Origin of the sequence: Maribacter stanieri, assembly GCF_900112245.1 — a bacterium.
In the GTDB taxonomy this organism is placed as follows: domain Bacteria; phylum Bacteroidota; class Bacteroidia; order Flavobacteriales; family Flavobacteriaceae; genus Maribacter; species Maribacter stanieri.
The window spans coordinates 456,851-480,484 of sequence record NZ_FOYX01000001.1; the positions used below are offsets into that span (position 1 = coordinate 456,851).

The 23,634-nt window shown below is 34.1% G+C and carries 26 protein-coding genes; 6 read left to right on the forward strand and 20 right to left on the reverse strand.

Annotated features, from left to right (window positions below; genetic code table 11):
* Nucleotides 1–79: 79 nt before the first annotated feature.
* The 8 genes from BM296_RS01955 to BM296_RS01990 form a co-directional block, all read right to left on the reverse strand.
* On the reverse strand, nucleotides 80–397 hold the full coding sequence (locus tag BM296_RS01955) for a hypothetical protein (protein WP_027065840.1): 318 nt from the start codon (nucleotides 395–397) through the stop codon (nucleotides 80–82).
* 613 nt (nucleotides 398–1,010) lie between these two features.
* A complete protein-coding gene (locus BM296_RS01960) occupies nucleotides 1,011–1,316 on the reverse strand; it encodes a hypothetical protein (RefSeq protein ID WP_027065839.1) in 306 nt (101 codons plus the stop codon).
* 153 nt (nucleotides 1,317–1,469) lie between these two features.
* The gene (locus BM296_RS01965) at nucleotides 1,470–1,772 is read right to left on the reverse strand and encodes a hypothetical protein (RefSeq protein ID WP_091902928.1); all 303 of its coding nucleotides are present in this window, start codon (nucleotides 1,770–1,772) and stop codon (nucleotides 1,470–1,472) included.
* A 208-nt stretch (nucleotides 1,773–1,980) separates the two neighbouring features.
* Nucleotides 1,981–3,519 carry a DUF4301 family protein gene (locus BM296_RS01970; RefSeq protein ID WP_091901061.1) on the reverse strand — a complete coding sequence of 513 codons (1,539 nt, stop codon included), beginning with the start codon at nucleotides 3,517–3,519 and terminating at the stop codon, nucleotides 1,981–1,983.
* A complete protein-coding gene (locus BM296_RS01975) occupies nucleotides 3,512–4,078 on the reverse strand; it encodes an AAA family ATPase (protein ID WP_027065836.1) in 567 nt (188 codons plus the stop codon). The genes BM296_RS01970 and BM296_RS01975 overlap by 8 nt, the downstream gene beginning before the upstream one ends.
* Nucleotides 4,039–4,671 (reverse strand): nicotinamide riboside transporter PnuC, encoded by a 633-nt coding sequence (gene pnuC, locus BM296_RS01980; protein ID WP_091901063.1) that lies wholly within the window; start codon nucleotides 4,669–4,671, stop codon nucleotides 4,039–4,041. Before pnuC ends, BM296_RS01975 begins: the two co-directional genes overlap by 40 nt.
* Complete coding sequence (locus BM296_RS01985; RefSeq protein ID WP_091901064.1) at nucleotides 4,655–4,915, reverse strand: thiamine-binding protein; 261 nt, start codon at nucleotides 4,913–4,915, stop codon at nucleotides 4,655–4,657. Before BM296_RS01985 ends, pnuC begins: the two co-directional genes overlap by 17 nt.
* Nucleotides 4,916–4,942: 27 nt before the next feature.
* A complete protein-coding gene (locus tag BM296_RS01990; RefSeq protein WP_091901066.1) occupies nucleotides 4,943–5,581 on the reverse strand; it encodes a 4'-phosphopantetheinyl transferase family protein in 639 nt (212 codons plus the stop codon).
* An 82-nt stretch (nucleotides 5,582–5,663) separates the two neighbouring features.
* Between BM296_RS01990 and ahcY the strand changes: the two genes are divergently transcribed.
* On the forward strand, nucleotides 5,664–6,980 hold the full coding sequence (gene ahcY / locus BM296_RS01995) for an adenosylhomocysteinase (RefSeq protein ID WP_091901068.1): 1,317 nt from the start codon (nucleotides 5,664–5,666) through the stop codon (nucleotides 6,978–6,980).
* A gap of 71 nt (nucleotides 6,981–7,051) precedes the next feature.
* On the opposite strand, the gene BM296_RS02000 is transcribed toward ahcY, so the two are convergent.
* Nucleotides 7,052–7,636, reverse strand: coding sequence for a DUF3332 domain-containing protein (locus tag BM296_RS02000; protein WP_091901070.1), 585 nt, complete (start codon nucleotides 7,634–7,636; stop codon nucleotides 7,052–7,054).
* Between the two features lie 223 nt (nucleotides 7,637–7,859).
* Here BM296_RS02000 and BM296_RS02005 point away from each other — a divergent pair, with 223 nt between their 5' ends.
* Complete coding sequence (locus tag BM296_RS02005) at nucleotides 7,860–8,381, forward strand: 5' nucleotidase, NT5C type (RefSeq protein WP_091901072.1); 522 nt, start codon at nucleotides 7,860–7,862, stop codon at nucleotides 8,379–8,381.
* On the opposite strand, the gene BM296_RS02010 is transcribed toward BM296_RS02005, so the two are convergent.
* The 5 genes from BM296_RS02010 to BM296_RS02030 all read right to left on the reverse strand — a co-directional run bounded on the left by BM296_RS02010 (nucleotide 8,373) and on the right by BM296_RS02030 (nucleotide 13,999).
* Nucleotides 8,373–9,386, reverse strand: a complete 1,014-nt coding sequence (locus BM296_RS02010) for a phytase (protein WP_027065829.1) — start codon at nucleotides 9,384–9,386, stop codon at nucleotides 8,373–8,375. The genes BM296_RS02005 and BM296_RS02010 overlap by 9 nt on opposite strands.
* A gap of 26 nt (nucleotides 9,387–9,412) precedes the next feature.
* Nucleotides 9,413–12,295, reverse strand: coding sequence for a TonB-dependent receptor (locus BM296_RS02015; RefSeq protein ID WP_091901073.1), 2,883 nt, complete (start codon nucleotides 12,293–12,295; stop codon nucleotides 9,413–9,415).
* 184 nt (nucleotides 12,296–12,479) lie between these two features.
* Nucleotides 12,480–12,740: a 50S ribosomal protein L27 gene (rpmA, locus tag BM296_RS02020; RefSeq protein ID WP_027065827.1), complete on the reverse strand. Its 261-nt coding sequence runs from the start codon at nucleotides 12,738–12,740 to the stop codon at nucleotides 12,480–12,482.
* Nucleotides 12,741–12,780: 40 nt separating this feature from the next.
* Nucleotides 12,781–13,446, reverse strand: coding sequence for a 50S ribosomal protein L21 (gene rplU / locus BM296_RS02025; protein ID WP_027065826.1), 666 nt, complete (start codon nucleotides 13,444–13,446; stop codon nucleotides 12,781–12,783).
* Nucleotides 13,447–13,543: 97 nt separating this feature from the next.
* Nucleotides 13,544–13,999 (reverse strand): DUF4199 domain-containing protein, encoded by a 456-nt coding sequence (locus BM296_RS02030; RefSeq protein WP_091901075.1) that lies wholly within the window; start codon nucleotides 13,997–13,999, stop codon nucleotides 13,544–13,546.
* A gap of 183 nt (nucleotides 14,000–14,182) precedes the next feature.
* Here BM296_RS02030 and BM296_RS02035 point away from each other — a divergent pair, with 183 nt between their 5' ends.
* Entirely contained in the window at nucleotides 14,183–15,505 is a 1,323-nt protein-coding gene (locus BM296_RS02035; RefSeq protein ID WP_091901077.1) for a M16 family metallopeptidase, read from the forward strand.
* A gap of 7 nt (nucleotides 15,506–15,512) precedes the next feature.
* Nucleotides 15,513–17,585: a M16 family metallopeptidase gene (locus tag BM296_RS02040; protein ID WP_091901079.1), complete on the forward strand. Its 2,073-nt coding sequence runs from the start codon at nucleotides 15,513–15,515 to the stop codon at nucleotides 17,583–17,585.
* A 70-nt stretch (nucleotides 17,586–17,655) separates the two neighbouring features.
* On the opposite strand, the gene BM296_RS02045 is transcribed toward BM296_RS02040, so the two are convergent.
* The gene (locus BM296_RS02045; protein WP_027065822.1) at nucleotides 17,656–18,396 is read right to left on the reverse strand and encodes a head GIN domain-containing protein; all 741 of its coding nucleotides are present in this window, start codon (nucleotides 18,394–18,396) and stop codon (nucleotides 17,656–17,658) included.
* A gap of 60 nt (nucleotides 18,397–18,456) precedes the next feature.
* Nucleotides 18,457–19,353: a DMT family transporter gene (locus tag BM296_RS02050; RefSeq protein ID WP_091901081.1), complete on the reverse strand. Its 897-nt coding sequence runs from the start codon at nucleotides 19,351–19,353 to the stop codon at nucleotides 18,457–18,459.
* A 152-nt stretch (nucleotides 19,354–19,505) separates the two neighbouring features.
* Here BM296_RS02050 and BM296_RS02055 point away from each other — a divergent pair, with 152 nt between their 5' ends.
* Nucleotides 19,506–19,853 carry a heavy-metal-associated domain-containing protein gene (locus BM296_RS02055; protein WP_091901083.1) on the forward strand — a complete coding sequence of 116 codons (348 nt, stop codon included), beginning with the start codon at nucleotides 19,506–19,508 and terminating at the stop codon, nucleotides 19,851–19,853.
* 1 nt (nucleotide 19,854) lies between these two features.
* A complete protein-coding gene (locus tag BM296_RS02060; protein WP_091901085.1) occupies nucleotides 19,855–20,277 on the forward strand; it encodes a hypothetical protein in 423 nt (140 codons plus the stop codon).
* Nucleotides 20,278–20,290: 13 nt separating this feature from the next.
* Here BM296_RS02060 and BM296_RS02065 read toward each other — a convergent pair whose 3' ends face one another.
* The 4 genes from BM296_RS02065 to BM296_RS02080 are packed head-to-tail and all read right to left on the reverse strand — an operon-like array spanning nucleotide 20,291 to nucleotide 23,609.
* On the reverse strand, nucleotides 20,291–21,238 hold the full coding sequence (locus BM296_RS02065; protein WP_091901087.1) for a pyridoxal-phosphate dependent enzyme: 948 nt from the start codon (nucleotides 21,236–21,238) through the stop codon (nucleotides 20,291–20,293).
* Nucleotides 21,239–21,247: 9 nt separating this feature from the next.
* The gene (gldD, locus tag BM296_RS02070) at nucleotides 21,248–21,808 is read right to left on the reverse strand and encodes a gliding motility lipoprotein GldD (RefSeq protein ID WP_091901089.1); all 561 of its coding nucleotides are present in this window, start codon (nucleotides 21,806–21,808) and stop codon (nucleotides 21,248–21,250) included.
* Nucleotides 21,798–23,126, reverse strand: coding sequence for a gliding motility-associated protein GldE (locus BM296_RS02075; protein WP_027065816.1), 1,329 nt, complete (start codon nucleotides 23,124–23,126; stop codon nucleotides 21,798–21,800). The genes gldD and BM296_RS02075 overlap by 11 nt, the downstream gene beginning before the upstream one ends.
* Nucleotides 23,127–23,147: 21 nt before the next feature.
* Entirely contained in the window at nucleotides 23,148–23,609 is a 462-nt protein-coding gene (locus tag BM296_RS02080; protein WP_091901093.1) for a single-stranded DNA-binding protein, read from the reverse strand.
* Nucleotides 23,610–23,634: the final 25 nt, after the last annotated feature.

The window sequence follows — 23,634 nt, forward strand, 5'->3', positions numbered from 1 at the left end:
CTGCATAAAAAAAGGAAAGAATAGCATTTAGCTATCCTTTCCTGACCAAACCAACTTGAACAAACAAGTTTCTCTATAATTACATATCTATCCAATTACCATCTTCATCTGCATACACTGTACCTTGTGTGCCATCTTCAAGCGATAGTATTAGCTTAAATTGCTTCTTTTCATTTGTATATGCCTTATCTAAATTTGCCGTTGGAAAATTTGTAGATATTGCATTTGTTACTGCTTGTGGAACTTCAGAAACCGATATTTCTTTAAAATCATCGGCTACTACCGATATTTCATTTACTTGGTTATGAAGTATTCCGTTTTCTGAAAGTAGTGCATCTTGTGCATTCACTGCAAAACCTCCTATTGTCATTGCTCCTAATAAAAATAAAGTTTTCATCTTTCTAATATTTTAGTTAATAATTCATTCCAATACTATTAACATAGAAAAAAGAGTGCCACAAGACACAAACTCACTAAAACACTTGACAATCAGCATTTTAAAATTGTAACACTTAAAATACTATTGGGTAAATCTGTACCCACAATTTATTAGTGTATAATATTTACTCAATAAAATCATCACCAAAAAAGTGATTATAGAACATTATTCCAAAAAAAGGAGCTGCAAATGCAGCCCCCCTCAAACCACCTATCAAACTCTTGTCTTAAAATCTTTTAAATCAACACCTCAATCAATTCAACAACAACTAAAATTGGCAATGCTAATCCGGGGGATTATTTCAAATACAATTATTTGGTGGCACCTTCATAGTTAACGGTTAGTGTTTACGCGAAAGTGATTTTATTTCTATTTATTTCTCTAAACATAATTTTGAAATGATACTTAATGTTAATATCAAAACTGTGCATATAATTGAAATAAATACTATAGTGACCATTGTTTCATAACTTGCTTCACTTATTTAGACACAACATTTTCTGGTAGGTCACATTTTAAATAAAAAAAAACTGCATTAGGCAGTTTTTTTTATTCCCATCTTTAAAATGGGCTATTTTTTATTGAACCAATTACCGTACTGATCAATGTAAACAGTTTTTCTTGTTCCACTTTTAAGCACCATAATTAATTTAAATTCTCCTTTATCATTTTTAAAAGCTCCTCCCAATTTTGATGTTGGATACTGCTTTAATATTTCTTCAATAACTGGTGGCGTTAATTCACTAGATTTTATTTTTACAAACTCGTCTACTTTATTTATAACCACTCCTGTTTTTACCGTTTCTGATGCTGTCATTGCCGTAGCGTTAAACATCATTCCAAAAGTCAACAATACAAGTAATGCGTAATTTTTCATGCGTAATTTTTTAATAATTAATAACTCTCATTCCTTAAATACTTACGGAGGAATCTTACATATGGATTATTAGTTAACGAATTTTTAAAATTTTAAATGCAAAAAAGCTGCCTAGGCAGCTTTTGACAATCAACTAACTCAAACTTATAATATCTACATTTCTAACCAGTTACCTTCTACATCTGCATAGAGAACTGTTGATGCTCCATCTTGTGAAGTAATTTCTAATTTATAATTATTTTCATCGTCAATATATGCTTTGTTCAACATTGCACCTTCATAATCTGTTGCTAATGCATTTACAATTGGTGTTGGTAAATCTGAAGCAGCTACTTCTGTATAATCTTGTAAAAAGATATCTTCCATTATACCATCATGAAATATTATTGGGGTAGCAGCGGTTCCTATTGTTAAACTACCTATCGCTAAAGCTGTTGCAAAAACTAATTTTCTCATCTTTCTAATTTTTAAATTAAACATTCTTGAAATGTATATTAGAAAAATTGTGCCAATAGAAGTAGTAAAGGCTGAAATATATTTAAATATCTGATTTTCAATATTTTGAGATATATTTTAAAATTATCAGTCTTGGGTAAAACTGTGTGTAAATAAAAAAAGTGTGTAGCAACTACACACTTTTTTATACGATACTATATCTTAATATCTAAGCCTGATGCGAATCTTTTAAAAGATCTACCACGCTTTTTACTGGATTAAAGGTTACCAAAGGTACTTCCACAAAAATTGTATTCCAGAATGCCATAGCTCCATTCCATAATCCTGGAAGCTCAAGTGCTTTTAATTCTTTACCATCTTTAGTTTTACCAGTTATAAATCCTTGTTTTTCATCAACGAACTTAAGTAGGTCATACTTTTCACCTTTATAATTACGAACAGCACAAACCAAATCTACTGGATTAAAATGGGTAGAATTCTTAAGAAGGTTGGCTTGCTGAGAATTACTCATATCTATTTGCGCAGATTCTATAATCTGTAGAGAAACTTCTCCTTTACCATTGGTTACCCAAAAAGGACCTCCACCAGGTTCTCCTTCATTTTTCACCATCCCACAAATACGAATAGGTCTATTGACCTTATCCTTAAGTATATTAATTTTTTCTGTATTTGATTTTGAGCCAAAATCATTTGAGAAGCGAACATTTAAATTTGCACTCAAAAAGTTTTTAATTTCTTCAATTTTCTCATCAGACACATCACCTGTATCCAATAATGCGGCATAATCAAATGCCTTACTTTGTTCTCTAAGAAGTACACCTGCCAACACCTTTTTACTATCAGCAACAGCTTTGGCATCTTTCATTACGGCAACATTATCAATATTCTTAATAAAAATAATATCGGCATCTTGTTCATTTAAATTCTGAATAAGCGCACCATGACCTCCTGGTCTAAATAAAACAGAGCCATCTTCATTTCTAAATGGATTATTATCCATATCTACCGCCAATGTATCTGTGGACGATTTTTGAAACGAATAATCTACATCATATGCTATACCTGTATCTGCAGATACTTTTGGTCCAGACTCCTTAAACTCTTTACCAAACATCTCTTCATGTTGTTCAGAGATTGTAAAATGAAGTTTTGCCTTTCCATTAGAGCCTGCATATAATGCTCCTTCTTTTAAATGCTCTTCAAATGGTGTAGCTGCAGAAGACCCATAATTATGAAATGGCAATAATCCTTTCGGGTAAAAACCGTAATTAAGTGCATCTTCCCCTAATAATTCAGAAATGAACTTATATACTTTTTCACCTTGAGAATCTGATTTCAATTCTATTCTATCCATTACCTTTTGGTAAAATGGAAAACGTTCTAAACCTTCAGAAAACTTCTTAATGTCTTTATCGTTTGTTCTATTTAAATAAGTATCTAAAGTTTCTTCTACAGGATTATATGCTGATAAAAAACTAAACAAAGCTTTGAACATTCTAGAAGCTGCACCAGAGGCAGGAACAAATTTTAAAATATCAAGCTCTTTTAATTTTGAATCATAAAATGCTATAAGTTCTTTTTCTTCAATTTCAGAAAACTTAAGAATTCCATTACCAATTACGGCCGCATTCTCTAATTTTACGAAAGGAATACCTTCTTTAAATGTGTTGATATGACTCAACATCGTTTCTTTAGAAATTCCTTTACTCTCTAATTGCTTTAGGTCTTTATCTGTAATTTCAATCATTTATTAATAACGTATCTATATGGTTAATGGCTTTCGCTAAACGTTGTTTTTTACTTCCCTTCAAGGTAATAAAATTTTTGCCATATTTTTCTAATGTATCTTTAAAATAATTGAACATTTCTTCCCTTTCGTTAGGCTTATCCCTTAAATCATCTGCCTCCCAAGGAATATCTATGTACGTCAACAAATAAAGATCATAAGAATTCTCTAAAGCATACTTTTCTAAAACCGGGTCACAATCGCCAACATAATATGCTTCTGAATATACTTTTGTTTCCAAAAGATCGGTATCGCAAATAAGAATTTCTGTTGCTTTTTTAGTAAGCTTGTTTTCTAATCTCATTTGCCCTTCGGCAATAGGCAACAAATCATGAGGTTCACAAGTTTTACGCTCATTGTTCCATTTATCTTGAAGATAATCTCTGGCATACTCCGGTACCCAGACCGTATGATAATGCCTAGCCAATTGTTCCGATAATGTTGTCTTGCCTGTAGATTCTGGTCCAAAAAGAACCACTTTTAAGACATCTGAAGGTTCTTGTCTGTATTTTTCTTCCATGCATTATAACCGTAGACGGCCAATATTGTAAAAATGAGATATTGAAAACTAGTAAACGTAAATCCTTTATAAAAGTATAATGGAATAGATATTAAATCTCCTACAATCCAATATATCCAATTTTCTACTTTTCTTTTGGCCATTAGCCACATACCCACAAAAAATATGGCTGTTGTTATAGTATCGACATAAGCTGTCCAGCTATTCCATTTGTCAAAAACTTGATACACTGTAAACACAAAAATAATGGTAGCTACAAAAATGTATACCGAGGTTATATGTTCTTTTTTGGTTACTCTTGTTATAGGGGTATAATGTTCTGCATCAACCTTTCTTGTCCATATATACCAACCATACAAACTCATTATAAAGTAGTAGACGTTAATTAGCATATCGCCCAACAAACCCCACTTTAAAAGTAAATAAACAAATATTGAAGTACTAATTAGCCCTGTTGGGTATACCCAAATTTTGTTTTGTTTAGAAAACCATACAGATAGCAGTCCAAAAATTACGGCAATAATTTCTAAAGCAATATCTAAAACATCGTATTCGGCATACTGCCCAAACAAATAATCAAAAATGGGGCTCATAGTCGCTTCTATCAGATTTAACTATTTTCATGAATAAAAGACCACGATCCATAAGCTCAAATGCTATTTTAATCTCGGCATTCAACACTTTCATCACCTCATCATATGCACCATAAACTTGAGTACTTAGCGGATTCTCAAGAACCGTTAAACCACAAGCACGTAAATTTTTAATAAAATTTATTATATGTTGTTCAAAATCATCTTGCAGTGGCGAAAAGGTTAATTCTACTGATATTTCCATGATATGCTTCTTGGTATTTATTAAAATTTATTCATTATCTCTAGTGGCATAAACGCAAGTGAAATTTTCAAATTCCAGAAATCGAATTCCGTACATAGAAGATTTACCTTCAAAAATAATTTGAGCAGTCGTCTTATTATTATCAAACATAAAATCCTTCACATTTATATGGTGTAAAAAGCTTAAGCCTTTATGCCCGTAAATCTTATAAAGTGATTCTTTAGCTCCCCAGACAATGGTCAGTTTTCTAATAACAGCAGCCGTATTCGCCAAAGTTCTATATTCTTCGAACTGAGTGAATTTATTTGCGATGCGAAGTATTTTATCGCGCTGCATTTCAATATCTATTCCTACTTCTTCAGCTGTACTAATGATGATGCCCGTAAAATTATGTGAGTGGGTGATCGAAATAAAGTTTCCATCTTTTAAGTGTGGTTTCCCTTTTTCATCATATACCAAATCTACATCTTCATACCCATACTTAGCCAACAGATGCCGAATGCTTAAAAAAGCCCTACGGTGAAGTTCAGACTTCATACCATTGAATCTATTCTGGCAATGCGTTGTAAGTTCTATTCCTTTCCAAAGATCATCTTCAGACTCTTCAACCTTCCATATGGCTAAAGAGGTTTGTTCGTTTACTGTTATAGTTTTGTAAAGCGGCATGGGATTCTTAGTGTTATTCGTACCTTTGCACGAATTAAAAATTGCTGTACACAGATTAACGAAAGTATAAAATAATAAAGATATGAGCACGAAAACTATTCCGTATGTGCCTTATAAGGTTAAGGATATATCCCTTGCTGATTGGGGAAGAAAAGAAATTGAATTAGCAGAAGCTGAAATGCCAGGTTTAATGGCACTAAGAGAAGAGTACAAAGATGAGCAACCTTTAAAAGGAGCTCGTATTGCTGGATGCCTTCACATGACCATACAAACTGCTGTTTTAATTGAAACTTTAACAGCTTTGGGTGCAGATGTTACTTGGAGCTCATGTAATATCTTTTCTACTCAAGACCAGGCTGCAGCAGCTATCGCATCAACAGGTGTACCTGTTTATGCTTGGAAAGGTATGAACGAAGAAGAATTTGATTGGTGTATCGAACAAACCTTATTTTTTGGTGAGGACAGAAAGCCATTGAATATGATTTTAGATGATGGTGGCGATTTAACCAATATGGTATTGGACAAATATCCAGAAATGGCAGAAGGCATTAAAGGTCTTTCTGAAGAAACTACAACAGGAGTTCACCGTTTATACGAGCGCGTAAAAAAAGGTACTTTACCTATGCCAGCTATAAACGTTAACGATTCTGTTACCAAATCTAAATTTGATAACAAATACGGATGTCGCGAAAGTGCCGTTGATGCTATACGTAGAGCAACAGATACTATGCTTGCCGGTAAACGTGTAGTTGTTGCAGGTTATGGTGATGTTGGTAAAGGAACTGCTGCTTCATTTAAAGGTGCCGGTTCTATTGTTACCGTTACCGAAATTGATCCAATTTGTGCTTTACAAGCTTGCATGGACGGATTTGAAGTAAAGAAACTTGAAACAGTTATCGGTACAGCAGATATCGTTATTACCACTACTGGAAACAAAGATATTATTAGAGCAGAGCACTTTGAAGCACTGAAGGATAAAGCTATTGTTTGTAACATTGGTCATTTTGACAATGAAATTGACATGGCATGGTTGAACAAGAACCACGGTAATACAAAAGATGAAATAAAGCCACAGGTTGATAAGTATACTATTAACGGTAAAGACTTAATTATCTTGGCTGAAGGTAGATTGGTAAACTTAGGTTGTGCTACTGGTCACCCTAGTTTTGTGATGAGTAATTCATTTACTAACCAAACACTAGCTCAAATCGAGCTTTGGAAAAATAGCGCTAACTACGAGAATGATGTTTACATGTTACCTAAACATTTAGATGAGAAGGTTGCAAAACTTCACTTATCTCGTTTAGGAGCTGAACTTACAGAGTTAAAGGATTACCAAGCCGATTATATTGGTGTAACGGTTGAAGGTCCATTCAAGCCTGAATACTACAGATATTAATATATTGGTTATATAAAAAAAAGGTCCTGATTTTCATCAGGACCTTTTTTTTGCTTTACACTTTCTTCAAATTAGTTATTTTCTGCCAACATACCATCTAAATAGTAGCAATCTGTTTGCTCTTTAATTTGAGCTAAACCTTCTTCTTTAGAGCTTAACGGATTAATTTTAACCTCTTTACCGTTTGGCATGTAAACGATATAAAAACCTTCTTCAAAAGAGGATAATTTTATAATCTCCCCATTAGGTCTTACGGCATTCCATGACTTTTCACTTGGCTTATAAACCAGATCAATTTTCTTTCCTTTTTTAGGTCCATCAACAACAGTTACCTGCATTCTGTTTTTAGTTGCCGTCATTTGAAAAGTATTACCATCTCTTTCTACCATTTGAGTCTCTGATTCCCCTTCTTCCATGGCTATTGGGTTAGAGCCGCTCCAAAATTCTATTACGTTGAAAATAACGGCATCTCCTAAAAAGAATAAACCGTAAACCGGAATTATATTCAAGCCCCAAAACACCAAGTTATTTACAAACTTACTATCAGAAACACCCTGGTTCCAGTCTTTTAAATTGTTAAATGCACTAAAAGAACCCAAGCAACTAGAGAATAATAATGTACTCGCCATTGCAACACAGATAATTGATTTTTTCATGATATAAATTGTTTAGAATTAGGTTCGCAAAATACCGCTCTACACCTCTTTTACTTTCTCTTATACATATTATTGTTAACTCTATAGATGCTTTTGCCAACACACTACATTAAATGATTGTTAAGCTAGCCTCTATTTATTTCAAAATTCATAGTTTTAATTCTTCATTGGAAAGTTGGTTTTACACTATTACCTTTCTATTAATTAAATCAGAATTTTTTTTATGATACTATTTGTTGACATGGATGAGGTAATTGCAGATACCTACGGCGCCCATATTGAACTTTACAATGCAGAATTTAATGGTGAGCTCACCAAAGATTTATGTTCAGGTACTGACGTTTGGCGAATGGTTCCAGAAGCGCACCAAGACAGTGTTCGTAAGCACGCTACAAGAAGAGGGTTCTTCAGAAATTTAAAACCTATTGCAGGCAGTCAAGAAATATTATCTAAACTTGCGGACAAACATGAAGTCTATATCGCATCTGCCGCCATGCAATTCCCTAACTCTTTAGAAGAAAAAAGTGAATGGCTAGATGAGCACTTTCCTTTTTTACCTTGGCAAAATAGAATTCTTTGCGGTCACAAACACATTCTCAAAGGAGATATACTTATAGACGACAGAAGTTTTAACTTAGAAAATTTCGATGGTAGAAGCCTACAATTTACCTCGCCACACAATGTAAACACCGAAGGATTTGAACGTGTGAATACGTGGTTTGAGATTGGAGAAAAATTATTGTAACCCCAATCTCTTCAAGTCATAAAAGTAAAAGTTCTTTTCGTCGTTCATTGCGACGAAAAGTCCATTTTTGAATGTATCATTTAACGGCACAGTTACCGCCTCACAACCATCAGTTTCGGTGGTAGAAAGATTCACAGCATTAATATAGGCATTGGTTTCCCTATCAAAAATATTGAACTCGCCCTTCTGCTGGTTCGACACAATTAAATAACCATGTCCATCTGTGTAAGATGCAATAGCAATACCTTCTATATCTTCATCAAAATATTCACCACCAAAACAAGAAATCTCTTCATTTCCCATACTTGGTTCTGCATGGTATTTTTTAATGCAGACACCTTCATCAGAGAAATAAACAAAACCATTTTCATCATCTACCGCAATTGCCTCAATTTCTTTAACTCCGCTAAACTTGCCGAATTTTCGAACATAATTAGAGGATACACCAAGACTATCAGCATTAAGAGCATACTGGTACAGATAACCTTCTGCAGGACCAGTTTTTCTACCTACAATAGCATATACAGTTGCATCCTTGGGTGACTTAAATAAGCTTACCCCCATAGGCAATCTATTCACTTCTAATTTCTCATCTTCAAATACCTCAAAACCACCACCGTCTAAAGGCTTCATATCAGGTACAGAAAACATTCTTATTTGCTGCTTCTCACGCTCTGTAAAAACCAAAATATCGGTTACCGTAGAATCGTTCAGTTGAAAGCCATATTCAATATCGACATTGTTTGGGCGTTGAATACCTCTAATAGTTTTATCCTGAATAATTTTTCCGTTCAAATCAAAAGCATAGATAGCACCATTAGTTTTTTTATCGGTTCCAAAAACAATACTCTCAGCAGGATTTTTAGGGTTAACCCAAATAGCAGGATCATCGGTATCGTTCAACGTAAATTCCGTGATAACATTAGGTATAATTTTTGGCAACCTACTTTGTCTGCAAGAAATCATTACAATTGTAAGCACTAGTAAATATGATAAATTTTTCATTTTTGATATTTAACGTGGGTACTGAATTATTTTTTAAACAGGTCGTATTTTAAGCCTAAGCTAAAACGTTGTCCATAAAATTCAATTTGCTGTGTACGCTCTTTAACTCCTTGAAAATAACGCAATGGCTGATTGGTAATATTATTTAAATCTGCATACACACTAAGATTTTTATTAATCTGAAAAGTAGTATTAAAATCTAAAAACATTTGAGTATCGTAGTACCTATCTTCAAAATCGTTACCGCCGATTTCATCAATATAACTATCAGAAAAATTTGCCGATAATCTTGCACTGAATTTTTTATCTGCATAACCTAAAGACCCATTAAACATATTGGGTGCCGTATTTGGCAAATCTAAATCGCTACGCTCATCGCCATCTTCATTTCGTATGCCATCGGCAGAAGATGATAAGTAAGTGTAGTTCAAATAAAGACTAAAGTTTCTAGCGAAACCTGGCAGAAAATCTAACTGACGCTGAAATGCAAATTCCATCCCAAAAATTGTAGCGCTATCGCCATTTAATGGTTGAAAAACATCATAGCCTTCTGTTCCTGCACCTAAATTATCATCAGGTGCCTCATATATAAATGTATAAATGAACTCATCTATATTCTTGTAGAACAAACCTCCAGAAATTAAACCTACACTTTCAAAATAATGCTCTGCCATAAGGTCAAAATTCATAGATGTAGTTGGGTTCAAATCTGCATTACCTAAAACCAATTCTTTGTCCTCGTTAATTACTTCTGCCCTTGGAATTAAATCTTGATAATTTGGTCTTGCCAATGTATTGGTCCATGCAAACCTTAATATGGTATTTGTAGATACATCATATTTTAAATGAACACCAGGTAACACATTTGTATATGAATTTTCGCCAATTACTTCTTCTACCAGTACAGCCTCATCTATACCAGCATCTTCATCTTCCTCTATATAAATAACTCTATTACCCTTAGATTCCAGCTTCGTATTCTCTAATCTCACCCCCACCAAAACACTAAATTTTTCAGATAGTTTCTGATTTAGCATAACATAACCAGCAAACACATCTTCATTTACGTTAAAGTTGCTTGGCGCAAACTCATCTACAATTAACTCGCCATCTGCAATGTTTAAATCTAAAGCACCTAGCCAAGCCTCACTCGCAAAAGAACCTATTTGATACTGACTTCCTGCCAGATAATTTGGGTCACTATAATCTTTTACGGGTACTGTTGCCAAGGTTGGAAAATCATCTTCTAAATCAAATTCATAAAAATTATTGTCCCTTAATTTGGATTTAAATCTACCTCTTGCACCAAATTTTAAGCTGCCTTCACTTTGACTAAAAATATCTGATGGAATTTCAAAATTTACAAATACGTTTAAATCTTCTTCTTCTGTATACTGATTTTCTTCAGTAATCTCACTATACTCGAAATTTTCTAAAGCAGCATCTGCAGTATTTACTACCGAATATCTTGGATACCTAGAATTTAATACATCATTATTAATACTATATTCAGATTCAAACTCTGCATAACGCTCATTTAAACGCTCTTCAGATGCTTTAGCAAAAGAAGTCATCCAATCTACTTTTAAACTGCCCCAAAGATGATTTCCCCCTAAGCTGTAATTTTGCATGCGTTGATCTTCTAAGCGGCGATTTTTATTTCTACCGCTATCAATACCACCTTTAGATTGTCTTTTGACTTCTACAGGGAATCTTGTAGGTACACCGTCGGTTATAATAAAGTCGCTTTCTTCAATATCTTCTGCATCTAAAATCTCATGCTCTAAACGAAATCTGTTTTCACGATCATCTCTCCAATTATACATTGTTTTTAAAAACACAGTATTATTTGCGTCGAATTTGTAATCTAAATTTGCTGAAAAACTACGTCTTATCCTCTGTACTAAATATTCTCGTTGCTCATATACATTTACGTAAGGATCAACATCTACCTCTTCTAAAATTGGTTCTCCATCTCCATCTTCAATTCCAGTATTATATTCGAACTCATCTGTCCACTCCGCCTCTACATTATCAGAGCCAAAATCGTTATCATTACCAGAGACTGAAATCATCCAACCAAACTTATCATTTTTACTACGGTCACCTAAAAGAACCGAGCCATTTAAAATGGGTTTATCTGTAATGAAATTAATACCCGACCCCAATGTAGCAGAAAGTCTAAAACCTTGCGGAGATGTTCTTGTTATCAAGTTTACAGAACCACCCAATGCATCTGCATCCATATCTGGTGTAACCGCTTTACTTACTTCTATAGATTGAATCATATCAGCAGGTATCAAATCCATCTGAACATTTCTGTTATCGCCTTCAGCGGAGGGTATTCTGCTACCATTTAATGTCACGGAATTTAATTGAGGTGATAAACCTCTAACAATAACATTTCTTGCCTCACCTTGATCCATTTGCATTGTTATACCAGGAATCCTTTTTACTGCATCACCTATATTGGCATCAGGAAATTTACCTATTTGATCAGTTGAAACTACATTGGTTATATTCAAATTGGTCTTTTGGGTATTTAAAGCTTTTGATTGACCACTTAACCCGTAAGCAGATACCTCAACACCTTCAAGTTCCACACTTTTCTGTTCTATAGATAACCTAATACTAACGGTTTGGTGAGCAACTACGGTAACTTCTTGTGATAAATCTGAATATCCGAGGTAAGATACTTTTATAGAATAGGTGCCTTCGGGAACATCTACTATTGTGAATTTTCCATCAAAGTCTGTAATCGAACCTTTTGACAATGAGGGGATAATGGCATTTGCCCCGGGTAAATATAATCCGTTCTCGTCAGTAATGACACCCTGAATGTTACCAGATTGGGCAAGTAAAATAAAAGGTAATAATAAGAGCAAGAAGAGTAATACTGGTTTTTTCATTTTCTATGTGGTTGTTATTGGGCCACAAAGAAATTAGAAACGAGTTGAAATAGTGTTGCCTTAATTTTAAGGCTATTTTAAGATTTCTTGAATTTTAATAGATATTTACATTAAGTTAACCCATTGCTAACAAAAAAACCCTCTTCATTGCTGAAGAGGGTTTTTTAAAATAAGTTATTAAAGCTTATGCTTCAAAAGGCTCAATGGAAACAAATGATTTTCCACCAGCTTTTTTAGTAAACTTTACCATACCATCTACACGTGCGTGTAATGTATGATCTTTTCCTGCGTAAACATTCTCACCAGGATTGTGTCTTGTTCCTCTCTGTCTAACGATAATGTTACCAGCGATTGCAGCTTGACCACCAAAAATCTTAACTCCTAATCGTTTCGATTCTGATTCTCTACCGTTTTTCGAACTACCTACACCTTTCTTATGTGCCATTGTCTAAGGTTTTAAATATTATTTTACTTAATGGTTAAGCTTATTTAGCTACACCACCATCTAATTCGTCTTGCCATTTCTGTAACTCGTCCCATTTACCATCAGCAGCTAATTGTGCTTGCTTTGGCCATGTTTCTGTTACGTGATTTCCACGAACGTCAGCAATAATTTCAGAAATTTTAGCTGCGTCTGTTTTTGCTAAATCAGCAAAAGTAGAAATACCTGCATTATTCAAAGTTTCAGCGATCTTTGGACCAATACCTTCAACTTTTTTCAAATCATCACCTTTACCTGTAGCTTTTTTAGCTTTAGGCTTAGCTGCTACCGGTGCTGCTTTAGCTTCTTCTTTTTTAGCTTTTGGTTCGGCTTTTTTAGTTTCTGCTTTTTTAGCTCCTTTTGAAATGATAGATTCGATAACAATCTCAGTTAGAGATTGACGATGTCCATTTTTCTTTCTGTAACCTTTACGTCTTTTCTTATGAAAAACGATTACTTTGTCACCTCTTAGGTGTTTAACGACTTTAGCCTCTACTGCGGCTCCGTCTATAGCCGGGGCGCCGATAGTAACGTTCGATCCATCAGCTAAAAGAAGAACATTGTCAAAAGTGACTTTCTTACCTTCTTCTGCTTGTAAACGGTGAACGTACACTTTCTGGTCTTTTGCAACTTTAAACTGCTGCCCTGCCATCTCTACAATTGCGTACATATTGTTAAATGTAATGATTAAACCTGATGGATTTTTTCCATAGGCGGGTGCAAATATAATTCTTAATCGTGAATTTACAAGTGTTTTTTTACGAATTTTATACTCCCTTTAATTTTGTAGTGTTCGAAGTCTTAAATAGTTGCATAAAAGAGAGCGTTAATACCAGACTAGTGGTAAAGCCCATAATTGCCACAACCAGAAATACTATAGCTTCAAAACTACGATAGGTACTTGCCCATTTCGTAGACAATTCTTCTAAAAATCCCGGCTGAAGCTCTGTAGAATACACTGCAAAGAATAGAGTGAAAATTAGAGTTGCCACCCCACCAGTAATTAAGCCAGCCATAAAACCACCCCCATAAGAAAAGGTACTGCCTTTTTTTAATTTGTAATATTTAATGGATTCATAAATTGCAAAGCCCGTTATAACGACGTTAAAAAGACTATAAAAAACATTTACGTGTAGCTGTAATAATGACAATATTAAAAAGTAAGCAATTAAACAGCCACTGGCAGCTACGCCAAATCTAATAGGAAGAGCATAATTATTCATCGCAGTAATTTTTTGTTTAGACTTTTAAGATAATGAATAAACAACAATTATATTGAATTAATCTGTTAAAGAATACTTATATTGAAGATTGTTCCTACAAAAAACTATTTTGACGTAACAATTTATGAAGATTACTTACTAATGATATAGAACTATAAATTACACTAACTTAAAACTGTTTAAATGAAAATGAAATTACTATTGGTTTCGGCTATGTTCCTCTACGGGTTTAGCGCTACTTCTCAAGAGGTCACTTACGAAGAATACAATTTGGAAAATGATCTTCATGTAATTCTTCACCAAGACAATACAGCTCCTATAATATCCATTTCAGTTCTGTATCATGTGGGATCAAAAGATGAAGACCCTAAAAGAACTGGTTTTGCCCATTTTTTTGAGCATTTACTTTTTGAAGGTACAGAGAACATAGAAAAAGGACAGTGGGATAAAATTGTTTCATCTAACGGTGGATCAGGTAATGCCACTACAAATGAAGACAGAACGTATTATTACGAAGTTTTCCCTTCTAACAATTTGGAATTAGGCCTTTGGCTAGAATCTGAAAGAATGCTTCACCCTGTTATTAACCAAAAAGGTGTTGACACGCAAAATGAAGTAGTCAAAGAAGAAAAAAGACTTCGCGTTGATAATTCTCCTTACGGAAAATTCATAGAAAACATTAAAAAGAATCTATTTCAAAGCCATCCTTATAAAGAAACTGTTATTGGAAAAATGGCCGACTTAGATGCCGCTACTTTAGATGAATTCAAAGCTTTCCAGAAAAAATTCTATTCTCCTAACAATGCCGTTTTGGTTATTGCAGGAGATTTTGAAACCGAAAATGCCAAAAAGTTGATTTCAGATTATTTTAAGGATATCCCTAAGGGAGCAGAAATTACAAGAAGCTTTCCAAAAGAAAATCCTATCACAACAGAAATTAATGCAAAGGCTTACGACTCTAACATTCAAATTCCAGCTTCTATGATTGCTTATAGAACTCCAGGACTTAAAAATAGAGATAGCCAGGTGTTAGAAATGATTTCTACCTATTTATCTGACGGTCCATCTTCAAAACTTTACAAGAAAATGGTAGATGAAGAAAAGCAGGCATTACAAATCGGTGCCATACCGGTAACCTTAGAAGATTACGGTATGTATATTGTTTTTGCACTTCCTGTGGGTGAAACTAGCTTGAGCACGCTTAATACTTCTATTGAAACTGAAGTTGAGAAATTGAGAAATGGCCTTATTTCTGAAAATGATTATCAAAAACTACAGAACAAGTTTGAAAATGAATTCGTAAACAGTAATTCTAGTATTGAAGGTATTGCAGAATCACTTGCTGAGTATTATACACTTTATGGAGATACATCTCTTATCAACAAAGAAATAGAAGTTTACAGATCTATTACGAGAGAAGAAATCAAAGAAGTTGCCAACAAGTATTTAAAACCTAACCAAAGGTTAGTATTAGAATATTTACCTGAACAAAATACTGCAAACTAAAAAAACTATGAAAACTACATATATATTATTCTTAACATTATTCTCGGCAATTACTCTACAAGCACAGGTAGACCGTTCAGTTATGCCAACACCTGGACCTGCGCCTGAAATTAACTTGGGAGAACCGCAATCTTTTAACCTCAACAACGGATTAAAAGTATTGGTAGTCGAAAACCATAAACTACCAAGAGTATCTATGCAATTATCTATAGATAACCCGCCAATTTTAGAAGGTGACAAAGCTGGCACAGCTAGTTTAACCGGCAGTCTCTTAGGGCTAGGATCTAAAAATATAACAAAGGAAGCCTTCAATGAAGAAATCGATTTTTTAGGGGCTAGACTATATTTTAGCTCTCAAGGCGCTTATGCACAATCGCTTTCTAAATACTTTTCTAGAATGATGGAGCTTATGGCAGACGCGGCTATAAATCCGAATTTTACTCAAGAGGAATTTGACAAGGAAAAGGATAAACTTATTACCGGATTAAAATCTGAGGAGAAAGTAGTTTCTTCGATTTCTAGTAGAATTCAAAGGGCTTTAGCCTATGGCAAAAATCATCCTTATGGAGAATTTACTACAGAAGCAACAGTAAACAATGTTACCCTTGGTGATGTTGAAGAGTTTTACAGAGAATATTTTGTACCTGCAAATGCCTATTTAATTGTAATTGGTGATGTAAATTTTGAAGAAGTAAAGACTTTGACAGAAACTTATTTTACATCTTGGACGAAAGCCGTGCCACCAAGTTTCTCTTATTCTCAACCCAAGAATGTACCAAATACTCAAATCAACTTTGTTGATATGCCAAATGCCGTACAGTCAGAAATTACTGTACAGAATATTGTAAACCTAAAAATGAGTGATGACGATTACATTGCTGCATTATTAGCCAATCAAATTTTAGGTGGTGGTTCTGACAGTAGAATAAATCTTAATCTTAGAGAAGACAAAGGCTATACTTATGGTGCATATTCGTCTCTTGGAAATGATAAATACGGACCATCTAGATTTGCTGCTTCTGTTGAAGTAAGAAATTCGGTTACAGATAGTTCAGTTGTACAATTATTAAAAGAGATTGAACTCATTAACACACAACCTGTAAAAGACGAAGAACTTAAAACCACAAAGGCATTATATGCCGGTAGTTTTATAATGGCTCTTGAAGACCCAGAAACAATTGCTAGATATGCTTTGAACGTTGAGAAAGAAAATCTATCTAAAGATTTTTACAAAACATTTTTAGAGAAACTAGATAAGATTAGCAAAGAAGAAGTAGAAACAGCTGCTAAAAAATATTTCAATGTTGATAACGCCAGAGTAATTGTCGTTGGCAAGGGAAGTGATATTTTGACTAATCTAGAAAATGTTCAGTTCAAAGGAAAGAAACTTCCTGTGCTTGCTTACTCAAAAACTGCCGACAGAGTTGAAACTCCAAATTACAATGCAGCTATACCTACAGATGTATCTGCGCAATCTGTACTTGAAAAATATATTGAGGCTATTGGTGGAAAATCAAAACTAGAAGGTGTTAACACGCTAGCAATGATGGCTGAAGCAGAAATGCAAGGCATGAAGCTTAATTTGAACATCAAAAAAACATCTAGCGACCAACTAATGCAAGATGTACAAATGATGGGTAATTCAGTTAGCAAACAAGTACTTAATGGCGATAAAGGTTATATGATTGTACAAGGGCAGCGTAAAGATCTTGCTGGTGAAGAAATAAAAACCTTTAAAGGTGAATCTGCTCCATTTTCTGAACTCCAATTATTAAGTGACAACACCATTACTTTGGAAGGCATGGAAATGGTTGGTGATAAAAATGCTTACAAACTTAAAGTTGGCGAAAACAAATCTGCTTTCTATGATGCCGAAACCGGACTTAAACTACAAGAGGTGACCATAACTGAAATGCAAGGTCAGCAAATTGCAAGCACTTCTAATTTTGAAGATTACAAAGAGGTAGCTGGTATATTGTTTCCTTATAAAATAATGCAGACTGTTGGACCGCAATCCTTTGAATTTATAGTTTCTGAAATTAAAGTTAATGATGGTGTTTCTCCTTCAGATTTTGAATAACAACATACTATTTCCAAAAGAAAAACCCGCTAATAAGCGGGTTTTTTATACTTCTATATTGACTTTATTACTATCCTATTTTTCTAATTCTGGCTTCGCCAAATATTAAACCTTTATCCACTTCAGGATTACCTGAGTAATTCACGTTGGTTTCACCATAGCAAGTCACTTTTAATCGTTCCACAACATTTACCCTAAAATTGCTTTCTCCATAAGCAGTAATCTTAGTTTCCTCTGCTACCATGTTTTCAGTATTTACTTCACTTTCTCCGTAAGCTCTAAATACTTGTCGTGATACTTTACCCTTACCTATTTCCAAATAACTGCTACCGTAAATTGCAACGGTTAATTCATCAATAGAAACCGAATCAAAATAGACTTTAGCCTCACCATATAATGACATTTTAAAATCATCAGCAGTAAAAAGATTTTTACATCTTACTATCTCTTCTCCCCTAATAGATAAATTTTCAAGCTTTCTATACGTTACAGTAACGGAAGCCATTGTACCGTTGTAAATAGATTTGCTACCTCTCCATTGATCACTAGAAATACGTTCAGACTTTGTTACCACTTTTGCACCATCTAAATACAACCTTAAGGTTCTACCTTCTACCTCCACATTTAGTTTATCTAACGAGATTTTTGCATTATCAACCACTACACTTTCTTCTTCACCCTCAACTAGATTAACCTCTATATGCGGACTAACTATTAGTTTATCAAAAGATTTTACATTGAATGTTTTTTCTTGTGCCTGAATTCCACTGACCATGAAGATTATAGCCAGAATAAATAGTGATTTTTTCATGATTTCTGTTTTTTGATTAGTTCTCTAAAAAGACAATACTATTTTTCATTTGTTACAGTACTACTTAATTTTTTCATTCAAATTAGGTTTTTTACGATTTACAAGCCAGACTCCAAATAAGATGATAAGACCACCTAATAACTGAATGAAACTAATATTCTCACCATCTAAAAACCCGAATAAGACAGCAACTAGCGGAATTAAATAGGTCACCGATGCCGCAAATACCGGACTAGATAATTTTATTAATTTATTAAATAGAATGTTTGCCAAAGCTGTTCCTAAAAAAGCCAATGCCATTATATACCAAACTGCTTGATGCATAGCACTATTATGAACAAACTGTTGAAATACTCCAGTATACACAAGTATAATCAAGGCAGGAAAAAAAGCCACTCCAAAACTAGCTGTTGTTACTGCCAACGGACTTAAATGAGACAGATATTTCTTTATGATATTGATATTAAAAGCATACCCTAAAGCCGCAAAAATAATGAATAACGAATACCAGTAATTTTGATTTATATTATTCTCCATACCAGCTGCAATCAGCACCACAGTCCCAAAAAGACCTATTAACACCCCAAGAACCTGCCTACCCTTCAGCATTAAACCAAATAGCGCTATGCCTACCAAAGTAGTAAACAAGGGAGCAACAGAATTTAAAATTGAGGTTATACCACTACTTATTTCCGTTTGTGCCAAAGCAAAGAAAAATGGCGGAAAAAATGAACTACAGAGTCCCGCTATCCCAATCCATTTCCAATCTGTTTTAGAAAGCGTTTTCAATGATCTAAACCCTATAATAAAAAGTAAAGTTGATGCAAAAACAATTCTTAATCCACCTACTTGTAATGGAGTATACCCAATAAGAGACCTTTTAATTAAGATAAATGAAGAGCCCCATATAAATGAGAGAGTTATGAGGTAAAGCCACTTTTGATCTATATTTTTCAAAACTATTAGTTTAAAACAAAAGTGGGATTTTTTACAAGAAAAATATCTAACTACTAGTTTATTTTATCAAATTCTGAATTGCATTTTACATAATTGGTATCTTTACAAGGAGTTTTTGCTCTATTTATTAATCAGTACAAAAGATTTGAAGTATGAAATTTAAATTATTATTTCTTGGATTGGCACTGTTTGTTTTAGCCACAAATGTTTCACAAGCACAAGAAAGTCCTATCAAAATTGAAAATAGAATTACAAATACCATAGTTGTAAATATTGACGGTATGGCTTGTCAAGAAGGGTGCGCAGATAAAATTGCCTCTAACCTAAAAACCAATGACGGTGTAATTTCCGCTGATATTAGCTTTGAAAACAAAAACGGAATTATCGTTTATGACCCCTCTTTAATTTCTATTGAACAAGTTAAATCTGTTATTACAGATACCAAAGTAAAAGATTACAACTACACTATAAATTCTGTAAAAACTCAAGACAACAACTAAAATGAAAAATATTCTTTATACCCTATTAGTAGCTATTTTGTTGACTTTTACCTCTTGTAAGGAAACAAAGAAAGTTGAAGAAACTTCAAAAATGGAGCATGTAATGAGCATACATGATGAGGTGATGCCAAAAATGGGAACTCTAGGAAAACTAGTTGGTCAATTAAAACCAATGGCAGATTCTCTTGGAGCCGAATCTGTAGAAGCAAAAGCAATGAAAGACCTCCAAGAAGCAAATAGATCAATGATGGATTGGATGCAAGGTTTTGGTGACCGTTTTGATGCAGAAGAGATAATGGACGGCAAAGAACTTTCTGACGAAAAGAAAGAATGGCTAAAAGAAGAAGAAGAAAAAGTTAATCAGGTTAAAGAGAATATTAATTCTAGTATTAAGAATGCAGAAGAAATTCTTAACAAGCAATAGAATTTTAAATCTTCTAAAAAGGTAATTTAGAAAGATCTACATTACCACCAGATATAATAATACCTATTTTTTTATTCTGAAAAATTTCTGGCTGTAGTTTTGATTGTTTTAAAACTGCAGCCACAGTTACAGCACTAGAAGGTTCTATAATAATTTTCATACGTTCCCAAACCAATTTCATAGCGGCAACTATTTCATCTTCGGTCACTCTTATGATTCCGCTAACCAATTCTTTAATAATAGGGAAATTCTTATCCCCTAACACTGTTTTTAGTCCGTCCGCAATGGTATTTGTGGTTTCATTACTTTCAATTTTACCACTTTGCAAAGAACGGTAGGCATCATCAGCCTCAAAAGGCTCAGCTCCATAAACTTTACAATTATTACTAAAATATTTAGCCGCCAAAGCAGATCCTGCAATGAGTCCGCCACCTCCTACCGGGCAAAATATAAAATCTAAATCAGGCTGTTCATATAAAAGCTCCATAGCCGCTGTACCTTGACCCAAAATAACATTGTTATCGTTAGAAGGATGTACAAACGTAGCTCCAGTCTTTAATGCAATTTCATCTGCCAAAGCTTGTCTTGCATCAACTGTAGGCTTGCACTCATATATTTTACCACCATACTCTCTAACACCAACTTTTTTAACTTCTGGGGCAGTATCGGGCATTACAATATGCGCAGCAACACCAACACTTTGCGCTGCCAATGATAATGCTTGAGCAAAATTACCTGAAGAATGCGTTACTACACCACATTTTTTCTGTTCTTCTGATAATTGTAAAATTGCATTTGTAGCACCACGCATTTTGTAAGCACCTGCTCTTTGAAAATTCTCACATTTAAAAAATATACTTGAGTTGACTTCTCTATCGATTAGTCTAGAGGTAAGAATAGCGGTATTATGAACAAATGGTTTTATTCGAGTGTGACAATCTAAAAGATTTTGCTTTGTCATCATGCCTTATTATTTTTTCCACCGTAGTGTTTCAATGATACCCCTTATATCATTTTGAAGATATGCGGCGGCCGGAAGAATAGAATCGTAATTGGGTTTAGTATAAAAATAAACAGAACCCGTTAAAAAGTGTTCTGTACTATCCGTTACAAAAAACTGAGATTGAGAGGCTGCATTTCCTTGAACTTCAAATAAAGCCCCATAAATTTTCTCATTAGGATTTACATATGGTTGCTCTACAATATTATCTGCCTTTGAAGCATGCTCATAACTTAGCCTTTTTGAGTCATTGATCAATTGAGACAAGTTACCTTCTATCTTTTTATAACTTAGAAATATGGCACCTTTCATATCAGGGTATGAAATAGTATATGCTCTATCCCCATTAGGCTCCGCCGTTGCTAGTTGATTGTATTTAAAACTGAAATTTTCAGTTTCTAAATCCGCTAATTTACCTTGTGGATATTCTAAACGCATTTTAGCCTTTGGTTTAGGAATTACAGGCTCATCTTTACAGCTAACTACTAAAATAAATAAAATCAAAAATCCTACTAACGAACTAAGCTTCATGTGGCAAGGTCACTTTTATTTGTTTCAATCTTTTTTTGTCCATTCCTTCAACAACAAACGTATAAGAATCAAAAATTATTTTTTCTCCTCTCTTCGGGAAACTTCCCGCTTTTTCTAAAACAAAGCCAGCTAATGTTTCAGACTCCCCTTTGTTTTCTTCAAACAAGTCACTATCCTCCAACTTAATTACCCGATAAAAATCTTTAAGAGGGGTTTTACCTTCAAATACATAATTAAAATCATCTAACTTAGAGAATATAAGATCTTCATCATCAAACTCGTCACTTATATCTCCAACAATTTCTTCAATAATATCTTCTAGGGTTACCAAACCAGAAGTACCTCCATATTCATCAACTACAATTGCCAGGTGATTCTTCTTTTCTTGAAACTCACCCAATAAATCATCCAACTTTTTATTCTCAGGAACAAAATAAGGCTCCCGTATTAAAGTCATCCAATTAAATGTCTTTCTATCTAGGTACGGCAGTAAATCTTTTACATATAGCACTCCCTTTACCGTGTCTATATTCTCGCCAAAAACGGGTATTCTTGAATATCCATTCTTCTTTATTTCACCTAGAACTTCAGGAAATTTCATTTGCTCATTAAGTGCAAAAATATCTATACGAGGTCTCATTACCTGCTTGGTATCTGTGTTACCAAAGGTTACAATACCTTCTAAAATCTTTTTCTCTTCTTTAGTGGTATCTCCGTGAGAAGTTAAATCTAATGCCTGTGACAACTGATCAATACTTAAGTTGGTTTTTTGTTTCCCTAGTTTATTATACATAAACAGTGTACCTGAACGCATGGGTAAACTTAATGGCGAGAAAATAAAATCTAACACACGTAGCGGAAAAGCCATTAAGTGCGCAAAACTCATTCTATTTCTATTGGCATATACTTTGGGCAAGATTTCACCGAACATTAAAATAAGAAAGGTAGCGACGACAACTTCTAAAAGAAAACGTACAGATACGACACCGAACAATACATTAGTTATATTTTCAAAAAGGGTGTCACCAATAATACTGAATAAAAGCACTACTCCAATATTAATGGCATTGTTGGCAATCAATATAGTTGCCAATAATTTTTTGGGACGTTCTAAAAGTTTAATTAAAATGGAACTTTTGGCAGATTTCTCATCTTGTAATTCCTTAATTTCAGTTGTAGATAGACCAAACATAGCCACTTCGGCACCAGAAATAAGTGCAGAGCAAATAAGCAGCACACAAAGCACAATTATATTCATTGCAAAAACACCGTTAACAACCAATGTTGTCATTAAGAACGGTAAGGGGTCTGGGTCCAATAGTTTCTGTTTATAATTTAGTTAGAATGGCAAATCATCATCTGCATCTTGACTTAAAGGAGCAGGTGCTTTTGGTGGTGTTCTGTTTTCAGTATCTGCCTTTTGAGGACTAGGTGCTGAACCACCATTGTTCTGCATACCCTCTTTTTTAGTAGACAAAAAAGTAAATTCTTGCACATGTACCTCGGTAGAATACCTGGTATTACCATCTTCCCCTTGCCATTGACGATTCTTTAGTCTTCCTTCAACATAAACCTTATCTCCTTTACTAAGATATTTTTCGCAAATTTCAGCAGCTTTATTCCTTACAACAACGTTATGCCAATCTGTATTGGTAACGCGCTCTCCCGTAGATTTATTGGTATAGGTCTCATTAGTAGCTATTGGAAATCTACCAATACTACCGCCTCCTTCAAAATAATGCATTTTAACTTCATCACCTAAATGCCCTATTAACATCACCTTATTTAATGTACCGCTCATAACTTAAAGATATAAAAATCAAAAG